The sequence below is a fragment of the Flavobacterium antarcticum DSM 19726 genome (genome assembly GCF_000419685.1).
In the GTDB taxonomy this organism is placed as follows: domain Bacteria; phylum Bacteroidota; class Bacteroidia; order Flavobacteriales; family Flavobacteriaceae; genus Flavobacterium; species Flavobacterium antarcticum.
Genome location: NZ_ATTM01000005.1, coordinates 176402 through 189439 on the forward strand (window position 1 = coordinate 176402; position 13038 = coordinate 189439).

Genomic DNA, 13038 nt, shown 5'->3' on the forward strand with positions numbered 1-13038 from the left:
TTGCTCAAAACTTTAAACCTTAAACCTTAAACCTTAAACTTTACACCTAACCCCTTAAAACCGTGTACTTCCCTCCGCTGGTTTTGAAATCAACAGCAAGCCTAAAAACGTCAAACCACCATTGACGATAATGAGTTCTTCGGCAAATTGGTAGTTGCCAAATAATTCGGCGGAATACATACTAATGAGAAACGTAATCGCAGGAGCCAAAATACAAATCAACGGTACCCAATTGTTTTTGACGGTTTTGGTTTTTACGAAAAGTCCAAACGCGTAGAGACCTAAAAGCGGTCCGTACGTAAATGCAGCAATTTTGAAAATCAAACTCACCACCGAGTCGCTGTTCATCCAATAGATGACCATAATCACGCCCAGCATTAAGAGGGAAAAGCCGACATGCACTAGATGTCGTGTTCGCACCGATTTCCCGTCATCGGGTGCGGTCTGTTTGTCCATGTTTAAAAAATCAACGCAGAACGAGGTCGTCAAAGCGGTCAATGCAGAATCCGTCGTAGCAAACGTGGCAGCTGTTAGACCGAGAAGAAATACAATGGCCGGAATTAAAGTCAAATGATGAAACGCAATTTCGGGAAATAACAAGTCGGTGCGTGGTTGTCCGGTTACCGCATCAAGCGGAATCGAAATACCATTCTTTTCGGCATAAATGTAAAGCAAGGCACCAACACTCAAGAAAAATAGATTGATCACCACAAAAATCCCTGTAAAGACGTACATGTTTTTTTGTGCATCCTTAATATTCGCACAACTCAAATTTTTCTGCATCAAATCTTGGTCTAATCCCACCATGGCGAGCGTGACGAAAATCCCACCCAGTATTTGCTTGACAAAGAAATTGCTTTTCAACGCGTCCTCGTAAAAGAATATTTTGGAATAACTGCTGTCTTTTACGGCATCAAATGCTTCAAAGAGTGAGTAATCTAAACTCGAACAAATAAAATAAATGGTAAAAATTACGGAAGACACTAAGAATAAAGTCTGCAGCGTGTCCGTAATAATAATCGTTTTCAGTCCTCCGCGATACGTATACGAAAAAATCAAGGCCAACGACCCTAAAACCGTCACCCAAAAAGGTACTCCAAACGCATCAAAAACGTAACGCTGTAAAACCAAAACCACCAAGTACAAACGGGCGGCAGAACCAATAGTCCGACTAATTAAGAAAATAGTCGCGGCTGTTTTATAGGAAACGGTTCCTAAGCGTTGTTCGATGTACCCATAGATCGAAGTCAAATTCATGCGGTAGTAGAGGGGAAGGAGTACTCTCGCAATCAACAAAAAACCAATCGCATTCCCAAGTACAAACTGGAAGTACTTAAATTGGACCTCCGGCGAACCCACTTGCCCCGGAACGGAAATAAACGTCACACCCGACAAAGCGGTTCCAATCATTCCAAAAGCGACAAGATACCATTTTGCATTTTTATTGGCACTGAAAAAAGCCGCATTACCGCCATCTTTTTTACTGACAAAGTGGGAGATAAGAAACAAGATACCAAAGTAAATGGCAATTAAGGTGAGGATAAATGTGGGTGTCATGCGAGTGGTTTATTTCAAAGTGCCAAATTAGGAAAAAAAACTGTAATGTTGAGGAAGTTGTCAGTTGCCGGTTGGTATCGTCTAATTCAGTGCATCATTTTACGAATTGATTCTTGTGAAGGTTTGGAAGAACGCAGTCGGAACCGCTCGTATTTTTACCGACTACAAAACAGTAAGCACGGAAATTTTAAGTTTAATAATGATGACTCAGTACTTGTTAAGCCGATATGGTTTGAATTTCTTATGTATACCTAGACTAATTGTGCTTTACAAGAAGTGGAATGTAACATAATTGTAGAGCAGTGTGAATTAAAAAGGCAAGGTCAAATGGACTATTTAAAACAGTAGTGTTAAAATAGTAAGTGATCAAGTTGTGTTTTTGCTTTTAGGTAAATAATGTGCTGATTTTTTACTAACAACGGTGTAATTCGCTTTTTACTTCACCTTATAAAAATCACTAATTTTTTTAAAATGTGATACCGCCCTCCAGTATTGGGCGACGGCCAACGAAACACTTACTTTTGGCTACACATTTAAAACCCTAAATTAATGAAGAAATTTACTTTTGTATTGCATGTCCTGTTGGGCATTGTTTTTAGTACTGCCGCACAAACAGCACCCTGTGCTGAAGTGATGGAGTTGAAAGTTGTTGGAACAACTATGAATACGGCAACGGTCAACTGGAACAGCATTTCCGGATTGGAAACGTCGTGGGAGATTGCCGTAGGAACTGCTGCGGATCTGAATCCGTCAACCGCGACGGTGACGTCAACTACAGTCAATTTTGAAAAAACAATTACAGGTTTACAGGCGGCAACTTCGTATAAAGTATGGGTACGTGCTTTATGTGGCACCGAACCAAGCGCGTGGGTGGGGCCGGTTCCTTTCAATACCGCTTGTCCGGCCGTTGCCTCCTTCAGTGAAAATTTCGACACAACCGCTTCATTGACGCTGCCGATGTGTTGGAGTAAAATTTTAGCAGGACCGGGCTTGGCGCCAAATGCAAATGTGCGGACCATTGCTTTATATCCACATTCGGGAACGAATAGTTTGCAATTGTCGAGCGCGGGTTCTACAGCAGATTGCTCCATTACAGCCGTTTCCCCTAATTTATCAACTCTTGCACTAGGAACATACCGCCTTAAGTTTTACGCGAAAGGTGTGGGTAGTCTTGAAGTGGGTACGGTTTCGGATGCGACCAATAACGGCATATTTACGTCCGTAGAAAACGTGCAAACTACAGCAAACTACCTGCAATATATCGTTGAATTTTCTTCGTATACGGGTACTGATCCATTCGTTGGAATCCAACTGTCCAGCTTTGAACCTAGCAGTACCATTTATATAGACGACGTCGTGTGGGAACCAATACCGCTTTGTCCCGATGCTACTGATGTATCGGTGAACAACGTTATTGCTACCACTGCAGAAGTGAATTGGGCTTCCAATCCGGATGTCAGTACGTGGCACATTGCTTTGGGAGCGGCAACAGATACGGATCCCTCCACACTTTCCTTTTCTGCAACTCAAAATGAGGCTGGTTTTTTACTTGAAAGTTTAACGCCCAATACGACTTATAAAGTATGGATGCGTTCCGTTTGCGGGACAGATAACGGAAACTGGACGCTTCCGGTTTCATTTACAACGGCTTGTGCAGCGGTTGCGAGTGTGAGTCAAAATTTCGACAATGCTTTGGCACCGCAACTCCCAGACTGTTGGTCTAAAATAATCCGAGGAGCAACTGTAGGTACTGATGCCGCAGTAGCTACAAGCGTGACGCCAAATTCAAATTCGGGTACGCAAGCGGTGCGCTTGTTTAATGCGAATTCGACAGGCGTATACGATATTATACTTGTTTCGCCTTTATTGGAAGCGAATACGGTGAATGCAAGTCGCGTCAAATTTTTCGCCAATGCAGTTTCCGAAGGCGCTTCAGTAGATGTCGTGGCATTAAGTTCAAATTCAGCTTCGGCAACGTATACGGTGATTCAAACGATTCCATTGGATTACGACATGACATCGTACAGCGTAACGCTAGATGGTGCTCCTGCTGCGGCACGCTATGTAGGATTCCGCTTGAACGCTACTAGCGATTACAAGACGATTCACATTGATGATGTTGTGATTGAGCCTATTCCGCTTTGTGCAGATGTAAGTGCACTAGCAATCGCAGACCTTACACAAAACAGCGCGTCACTTACTTGGATTCCAACCGGTTTTGAATCGGCTTGGGAAGTGGTATACGGACCTGCGTCTGTTACGGATCCAGCAACGCTAACGCCACAGAATGCGGCATCTCCAAATTTCTTTTTTACAGATTTAACACCAGCTACTCCCTATAAAGTATGGGCCCGTTCCGTTTGTTCGGGTACGGTTGGTGGTTGGGTGGGTCCCCTTTCATTTACCACGAATTGTGGAACAACGACGGTAATCAACGAAAATTTTGACGATACAACCCTTTTGACGCTTCCACTTTGCTGGACAAGCATCTTACGCAACGGTGCGGTTTCGGATTCGGACGTATCGGTTTCTTATGGCGGTACAATGGATACGTTTGCCCTCACTATTTATGCTTCCTATTCCAGTGCAGGAAGTGATGCAATAGCAATAACACCACCTGTAAGCACTTTAGGTGTGGCGAATCAATTGTTGACCTTTTCTGCTTACGGTACAAATCCGCTAATTGTTGGTACCTTAAACTCCAATGCAATTGATGCCGTATTCACCCCGTTCCAAACGTATGCTTTGACTGAAGACACGAGCGTGATCACTGTTGATTTTTCAACGTACAGCGGGACAGACACCTACATTGGTTTCAAACTAGAGGCAGGAAATATGGAAACGTCGAGCCAATACATCGCTATTGACGACGTCGTTTACGGACCTAATTTAGGAACAGAGGGCGTGACGCAAACGGCTGCAATGGTCTATCCAAATCCTGTTGATGCGGAATTAAACATCGTCAGCACTAAAGAATTGCAATCAGTACGTATTTTTAACGTAATGGGCCAACAAGTATTTGTGGCTTCTGAGTCCATGCAAAAGCTAGCATTAGGTCATTTACCGCAAGGCGCTTATTTTGTGCACCTGAATGGAGCTGATTTCACCGAAGTAGTTAAAATAATTAAGAAGTAGGTATTCTACTAATTTATAATGAAAAGGCGGCTTAAATTATTTAAGCCGTCTTTTTTTGTGGAGTTGAATGATTTATGAATTATGAATGGTGAATGATGAATTTGTACGTTTTGTCACCCTGAATTTATTTCAGGGTCTCAACTCTAACTACTAATCCAATCTGATTTTTTATCTTTCAATGCATTAATCTTCAGTATTCTATCTTCTATCCACGTGCCACGTTTTCAGACCATTGCTCAAACCTACAACCTACAACAATCCAAAACCTCCTCCGGAAGACAACAATCCAAAACTGAAAACTGTCAACCGACAACTGAAAACTTTCCCCTATCTTTGCCCCATGGAATTTTCTTCAAAACTACTAGAGAAAGCCGTTAATGAAATGGCGCAATTACCGGGAATCGGAAAACGAACCGCCTTACGGTTGGTCTTGCATTTGCTCAAGCAACCCGAAGAACGAACCATATTTTTGACCCAAGCCTTAAGCGAGATGCGAACCGACATCAAACTCTGTGAAAACTGCCATAACATTTCCGACGAAGAAGTATGTGCCATTTGTGCGAACACACAACGCGACCACCAACTCGTCTGCGTCGTAGAAGACGTTCGCGACGTCATGGCCATCGAGAACACCAGCCAGTTCAAAGGCATTTACCACGTCTTGGGTGGAAAAATCTCACCCATCGACGGCATTGGTCCAAGCCAACTCAAGATCAAATCCTTGGTCGACAAAGTAAACGAAGGAAACGTACGGGAACTCATTTTTGCGTTAAGCTCAACGATGGAAGGAGATACGACCAACTTCTACATTTTCAAGCAAATAAAAAACGACCAACTGATCACCTCTACCATCGCGCGGGGAATCGCCGTCGGAGACGAGTTGGAATATGCCGATGAGGTGACTTTAGGCCGCAGCATCGTCCACCGAATTCCCTTTGAAACCACATTCAGAAACAATTAATAAAATTAATGGCAAGCCGAATTTTGTTTTTCTAAATGAAAAGGTATATTTGTTACAAAAAAACAGATAATGAGGTTTAAATTCTTGGGAATGGTTCTTTTGGCAAGCGTGCTGTTGACTTCATGTGTGTCCAGAAAACAATTGGTGTACCTGCAAAACAGCAATCCCGAAGTCCAGAGAATGATGAAGGCAGTGCCTATGCCCGAATACCGCTTGCAAAGCAACGACATTATCAGTTTGAGCATAAAAGCAATTGATCCGGCTTTGGTCGCCATCTTCAACCCGTCCAGCGGAACTGCTGGAATCCAACAAAGTCAAAGTGAACAAGGCGCGTATTACGATGGATTTACGGTAGACGACCACGGCAACATCCGCATTCCAATTATTGGCGAAGTCAACGTGATGGGATTCACGCTGGATGAGGTGCGGTTGAAAATTGAAAAAGAGCTACTCGACAATTATTTTAATAAAGAAGCCAATATTTTTGTCACCGTGAAAATGGCAGGCATGCGTTTCACCATCAACGGTGAAATTGGCGCTCCCGGAACAAAAACCATGTTCCAAGAAAAAGTCACCATTTTAGAAGCGATCGCCAATTCCGGGGACATTACCATAACGGGTGATCGAAAAAACGTGACCATTATCAGACAATACCCGTATGGAACCGAGATGCACGACATCGACTTGACCGACATCAAAGTGATGGAATCGCCTTACTACTATTTGCAACCCAACGACTACGTGTACATCAAACCACTCGTACAGAAAACATGGGGAACGGGTAAAACAGGTATTGAATCACTGACCACCATTGTAACGATTTTGAGTTTGGCAACAACAACCTATTTGTTGTTAACCCGTTAATATAAATGTATGTTTGACACCAAAGACTTTTCGTTTCTAGAGCAATCCAATAGTTTTGATTTCAAAGGCTTCTTGTTTAAAGCAGTAAGCTATTGGAAACTGTTCTTAATCAGTTGGCTTCTCGCGTTCACCATCGCGTACCAAGTCAACGTGCGAAAAGAAAAAATCTACGCACTGTCCAATACCATTTCCGTAAAAGAAGAAACCAATCCTTTTTTTACCGCCAATACCAGCTTGGTATTCAACTGGGGAGGCACCTCGGATAAAGTACAAGTCATCTCCACCATGTTGCGTTCGCGTTCCCACAACGAAGACGTAGTAAGCCGCCTCCAATTTTACATCAATTACTACGAACAAGGCAAATACAAATTAGTCGATGCCTACGGTGCCACGCCTTTTCAATTGCAAATTGACGAAACCAAAGGACAGTTGGCCTACCAAAACATCAGCATTAAATTTCTGAAAGCAAACGAATACCAAATCACCATTCCGTTTGAATCGGGGACGGTTGGAGTGTTCAATTACAACGACAAAACCAGCAGTACTACTTCGGTGCAGCCCACCACTTTTACAAAAACATACCAAGTCGGCGAAGCAGTGAACCTGCCCTTTCTGAATTGGAAATTGCAATTGGTAGAAAACCCGGGCATGTACATAGGCAAAGAATATTTCGTCAGTTTTTCTGATTTTGACGGTACCGTAGCCAGTTACCAAAATGTAGACGTACAGCCTATTTCTTCGGGCAGTTCTATTTTGACGCTTTCCATGCAAGGAACCAACAAAGCTAAAATTGTCAAATACTTGAATACGACTGTGGAAGTTCTGAGCGACAACCAACTGACCGCTAAAAACCTCTTTGCAACCAATACCATTAAGTTCATCGACACCACCATGTTGCAAATGGAAAAGCAACTCAAAGATTCGGGAGACGAGTTAAAAGCGTTCCGCCAAGGGAAAGACGTCTTTCAATTGGAAAATGGGGGAGCGACTGTTTCTGAAAAGTTGACTGATTTTGAACTCGAGCGCGACGGCGTCCAACGAAAGTTGGCGTACTACAACATGTTGAAGTCGTATTTGACCAGCAGTACGGATTTTTCGGCGTTACCGGCCCCATCCGTAGCAGGAATTGAAGACCCAAACATAACGGTCAATGTGTCCAAATTGATTTCCCTTTCCGTGACGCGTGCCGAAAAAGCATACGCGGTGAAAAGCGATAAGATCTTTCAAGATTTCGACAAGCAAATGCAAGCCATAAAAGAAGTGCTTTTGGTGAACATCGCTTCCGCAAAAGCAGCGTTGCAGTACGATGCGAATTTGATTGCCGCCCGAATCAATCAATCAGAACAGAAACTTCGTGTGTTGCCGGAAGACCAACAAAATTTATTCAAAATCCAACGCAAATACAACTTAAGCGACAACATCTACAGTTCGTTCTTGGCAAAAAGAAACGAAGCAGAGATCGTGAAAGCAGCCAATGTATCCGACATCAAATTCATCGACACGGCGAAAGACATCGGCGGCGGCATCATCGGACCCAAAACGGGAGTGAATTACATACTCGCCTTTTTCGGTGGGTTCTTAGCTCCATTCTTGTTTGTATTGGTGCTATTTTTATTAAACAACTCCATTCAGCACATCGAGGATCTGGAGAAATTAACCAAGATTCCCATTATTGGTGTCGTAGGCATGAAGCAAAACGAAAGCAATCTTTCTGTTTTTGAACGTCCCAAATCGGCCTTATCGGAATCCTTTCGAGCCATCCGTTCTTCGCTGCAGTTTTTGTACAAAAAGCAGCAAGTCGAAGGCGCCAAAACGCTGATGATTACCTCGTCGGTGTCGGGAGAAGGAAAAACATTCTGCTCCATCAACATCGCCACCGTTTTTGCATTGAGCGAAAAGAAAACCATCATCGTCGGACTCGATTTACGCAAACCTAAATTATTCAACGACTTTGACGTGTCAAACGATCGGGGAGTGGTCAATTACCTGATCGGCACGCACACCCTGGACCAAGTCATCCAACCCACGTCCGTTCCCAACCTCGATTTGATTGCCGCCGGTCCGTTGCCACCAAATCCAGGGGAATTGCTGATGAGTGAACACCTCTCGGAATTAATCAACCGCTTAAAGGAAACCTACGATTACATCATCCTCGACACCCCACCAGTAGGCCTGGTTTCAGACGCCATGGAATTGTCTAATTATGCCGACGTCGTACTTTACATCGTCCGCCAGAACTACACCAAGAAAGGCATGATCGCCCAACTCAACCTGCGAAACAAACGCGGTGAACTTAAAAACGTAAGCATCATCCTCAACGGTTTTGAAAGCAAAGCAAAATACGGCTATGGATACGGTTACGGATATGGCTACGGATACGGAGCCTATGAAAATGGCTACCACGAAGAAGAAGTAGTGAAGGGCCCAAGATGGCAGAAATGGCTGAGAAGAGGGAAGAAGTTGTAGGTTGTAGGTTCTATGTTGTAAGTTGTAGGTTGTAAGTTTTTGAGCAACAAACCTGCTAAGTGATGGCTGTTTACTTATGCAACAAAATGAAATTGCAGCGACATTAGTACTCTTTCTTTTAAAGTATTTGGATTGCGTTTTGTCACCCTGGATTAGTTTCAGGGTCTCAACGATATTTCATTTGAATTATGAATTATGAATTTGTACGTTTTGTCACCCTGAATTCATTTCAGGGTCTCAACGATATTTGATAAATCCGAATTCTTTTTCAATCATTCTCCCTTTCTATCTTTCTGTCTTTCAATCCTTCAATCCATTTCTGCCTGATCACTCACAACCTCCAACAATCCAAAACCTCTTCCGGAAGACAACAATCCAAAACTGTCAACAGACAACAGACAACAGACAACTGTCAACTTCCTCCATCTTTCAATCCTAAACCCTTCTAGGCTTGACTTTTTTGTTGCTTTCTGTGCCAGGCCTAAAAGTAAAGATTACGATAAAGAAAAGGTTTTGTAGTGTAAAGCTTTTAATTAATATAAAGAAAAGGGATGCTCTTCGGAACATGATTTTTCTTCGCCATTAGACTATGGCAGTCGGGCCCCTGCACCCTGAAAGGGCGTAGAATCAAAAGCTGTTTGACCACAGGGAGTTCTTTTGATTTAGTCCTTGAAGGTGTGCAGGTCGACGAATAGTCCTAGGCTTGACTTTTTTGTTACTTTTTGTGTCAAGACAAAAAGTAAAGATTAGCTGAAGAAAAACGTATAGCAGGTGTAAAGTTTCAAACAATCATAAATTAACAACCACTATCATGCTCATCAACGTTGCTCAAACCTACAACTACTCAAAATCTCCTCCGGAAGACAACAATCCAAAACTGTCAACCGACAACTGTGAACTTCCTTCACGCTGACGAATCCCGAGGCTTCGGGAAGGATCCCTGCGTTCGTGCGGCCTCTTGTCGAAAAATCCTATTTTTATAAAAAAAATACCAATCCTCACGCAGAGATCCCTCGTACCTCGGGATGACAAATGTTGGGTTGTTACTCGGTTTGTTGCTCAAAACCTTAAACCTTAAACCTGGAACATTTCGCATAATATTGCTCAAACCTACAACGTACAACCCACAACCTACAACAATCGAAAATCTCCTCCGGAAGACAACCATCCAAAACTGTCAACCGACAACTGTGAACTGACCACTATCAACTTCCTTTCACAAAAAATACCTCCCCGTTCAAAAGGTATTAACGAAGTTTTAAAAAAAGAAAGGGTGGAATATGAATATAATAATATCTTTGCAAAATGGTAAGCGTTTATAGTGCTTCCGAAAACAAGAAGAAAAAAGTATGAATATAAAATCAATTTGTTGCATTGGAGCGGGTTACGTAGGTGGGCCAACGATGGCGATTATCGCTGCAAAATGTCCCCACATAAAAGTAACCGTAGTCGATTTAAACGAGGCACGCATCGCCGCTTGGAACGATGCAGATGTTACTAAAATTCCCATTTACGAACCCGGTTTGAGCGACATCGTTGCCGAAGCACGCGGACGCAATCTCTTTTTCTCCACGAACGTAGACCAGGCAATTGATGAAGCAGATATGATTTTCATATCTGTAAATACACCTACCAAGACTTACGGAATAGGAAAAGGAATGGCGGCCGATTTGAAGTACATCGAATTGTGTGCACGACAAATTGCCTCCGTGTCAAAGACAGACAAGATCGTAGTGGAAAAATCAACTCTGCCTGTAAGAACGGCAGAAGCGATTAAAAATATATTACAAAACACCGGAAATGGAGTGAAATTCCAAATCCTATCCAACCCCGAATTCCTTGCGGAAGGAACAGCTGTGACAGATTTACTGAATCCCGACCGCGTCCTAATCGGAGGAGATGGCGATGCAGAAGGACAAGAAGCTGTAAATGCGCTAGAGGCAATTTACGCCAATTGGATCAGCAGAGACCGCATCTTGACAACCAACTTATGGAGTTCCGAGTTGTCAAAATTAACTGCAAACGCATTTTTAGCACAAAGAGTATCGTCCATCAACGCGATGTCGGAACTCTGCGAAAAAACAGGAGCCGACGTCAATGAAGTCGCACGAGCCATTGGAATGGACAGCCGAATAGGCCCAAAATTCTTAAAAGCATCAGTGGGTTTCGGAGGTTCATGCTTCCAAAAAGACATCTTGAATTTAGTGTATATTGCGAAATCGTATGCCCTTAATGAGGTGGCGGACTATTGGGAACAGGTCATCATCATGAACGACCACCAAAAGCGCCGTTTTGCCAACACCATTGTTTCCACATTATACAACACCGTTTCAGGAAAGAAAATTGCATTCTTAGGCTGGGCCTTCAAAAAAGACACCAATGATACGCGTGAATCAGCTGCCATTTATGTAGCCGATTACCTGCTGAACGAACAAGCACATGTAGCCGTATTCGACCCGCAAGTACAGGAGTTGCAAATGCAAAGCGACCTGAATTACCTTGCTACACGCTCCGAAAAAGAAAATGCAAGCGGAATTACAGTCCAGCAAGATCCTTACGAAGCCTGCAAAGACGCACATGCCATAGCCGTACTAACCGAATGGGACGAATTCAAGTCCTACGACTGGCACCGCATCTACGCCAACATGAAAAAACCCGCCTTCATTTTCGACGGTCGGAACTTATTAGACGGCAAAAAGATGGAACAAATCGGATTCGTGTTCCAAGCGATTGGGAAGGGAAAGTAGTGGTCAGTGTTCAGTTTTTAGTGTTCAGTTAGAAAAGGAGATAAGGATAGAAAGATAGAAGGACAGAAGGAAGTGATCAGTGTTCAGTTTTTAGCGGTCAATTAGAAAAGGATTGAAGGACACGAGAAAGTGATCAGTGTTCAGTTTTTAGTGATCAGTGAGGAAAGGATAGAAGGACACATAAGGATAGAAAGATAGAAGGGTTTGAATTTTCAATTTTGTAATTTGGAATTTGAATAGAGAGTTTGCAGTGTAAAGAAGCTTACTATAATGTAAAAAGTAAAGCACGTTGCTCAAACTGCTAACCGCTAACTGACAACTGACAACTGCTCAAGTTCGGCAGGTCGACGAATAGCCTTGGGCGTGACTTTTTTGTTACTTTTTGTGTCAATACAAAAAGTAAAGATTTTGATAAAAAATTAGATTTTACAGTGTAAAGAATTGTAAAAACATAGAACATAGAACATAGAACAAAAAATAAGTTGCTCACCAAAGTTGCTCAAAACCGACAACCGACAACCGACAACCGACAACCGACAACCGTTAACAAAGAAAAGAGATGCTCTTCGGAACATGATTTTCCTTCGCCATTAGACTATGGCAGTCGGGCCCCTGCCCCCTGAAAAGGGCGTAGAATCAAAAGCTGTCTGACCGCAGGGAGTTCTTTTGATTTAGCACTTGAAGGTCCGAAGGTCGACGAATAGTCTTGGGCGTGACTTTTTTGTTGCTTTTTGTGTCATTACAAAAAGTAAAGAACAGCAGAGATAAATAGTTCGCAGTGTAAAGAAGCTTACTAGAACATAAAAAAAATAAAACACGTTGCTCACCAAAGTTGCTCAAAACCGACAATCGACAGCCGACAACCGATAACAAAATAAAACTATGAAAACAGGAATCACCTTTAGCGCCTTCGACCTCCTGCACGCCGGACACATCAAAATGTTGGAAGATGCAAAACGCCAATGCGATTATTTAATCGTAGGTTTGCAAACGGATCCAACATTAGACCGACCTGAAAAAAATCGACCAACACAAACTGTGGTGGAACGCTACATTCAGTTGAAGGGATGTCGATTCGTGGATGAAATTGTACCTTACGCTACTGAACAAGATTTGGAAGACATTTTGCGTTCATTTAAGATAGATGTCCGAATCATAGGTGACGAATACAAGGAGAAAAACTTTACTGGACGCGACTATTGCGAGGAAAAAGGGATTACCTTTTATTACAACAGGCGGGATCACCGTTTTTCAAGCTCAAGTTTGAGAAGAGAAGTTGCAGATAAAGAATTAAAAAGAATCGGTTAA

The 13038-nt window shown here is 42.8% G+C and carries 7 protein-coding genes; 6 read left to right on the forward strand and 1 reads right to left on the reverse strand.

All coding sequences use genetic code 11. The features are described from left to right. Positions 1 to 54 precede the first annotated feature (54 nt). Positions 55 to 1557, reverse strand: coding sequence for a sodium:solute symporter (locus tag YWA_RS0110160; protein WP_022828408.1), 1503 nt, complete (start codon positions 1555 to 1557; stop codon positions 55 to 57). A 549-nt stretch (positions 1558 to 2106) separates the two neighbouring features. On the opposite strand from YWA_RS0110160, the gene YWA_RS0110165 reads away from it, so the two are divergent. The 6 genes from YWA_RS0110165 to YWA_RS0110190 all read left to right on the forward strand — a co-directional run bounded on the left by YWA_RS0110165 (position 2107) and on the right by YWA_RS0110190 (position 13038). Then, positions 2107 to 4692, forward strand: a complete 2586-nt coding sequence (locus tag YWA_RS0110165) for a fibronectin type III domain-containing protein (protein ID WP_022828409.1) — start codon at positions 2107 to 2109, stop codon at positions 4690 to 4692. A 340-nt stretch (positions 4693 to 5032) separates the two neighbouring features. After that, positions 5033 to 5653 carry a recombination mediator RecR gene (gene recR, locus YWA_RS0110170; RefSeq protein WP_022828410.1) on the forward strand — a complete coding sequence of 207 codons (621 nt, stop codon included), beginning with the start codon at positions 5033 to 5035 and terminating at the stop codon, positions 5651 to 5653. 69 nt (positions 5654 to 5722) lie between these two features. Next, a complete protein-coding gene (locus YWA_RS0110175; protein ID WP_022828411.1) occupies positions 5723 to 6517 on the forward strand; it encodes a polysaccharide biosynthesis/export family protein in 795 nt (264 codons plus the stop codon). 9 nt (positions 6518 to 6526) lie between these two features. After that, positions 6527 to 8983 carry a polysaccharide biosynthesis tyrosine autokinase gene (locus YWA_RS0110180; protein ID WP_022828412.1) on the forward strand — a complete coding sequence of 819 codons (2457 nt, stop codon included), beginning with the start codon at positions 6527 to 6529 and terminating at the stop codon, positions 8981 to 8983. A gap of 1349 nt (positions 8984 to 10332) precedes the next feature. Continuing rightward, on the forward strand, positions 10333 to 11730 hold the full coding sequence (locus YWA_RS0110185) for a UDP-glucose 6-dehydrogenase (protein ID WP_022828413.1): 1398 nt from the start codon (positions 10333 to 10335) through the stop codon (positions 11728 to 11730). Positions 11731 to 12612: 882 nt separating this feature from the next. Beyond that, positions 12613 to 13038 carry an adenylyltransferase/cytidyltransferase family protein gene (locus YWA_RS0110190; RefSeq protein WP_026718732.1) on the forward strand — a complete coding sequence of 142 codons (426 nt, stop codon included), beginning with the start codon at positions 12613 to 12615 and terminating at the stop codon, positions 13036 to 13038.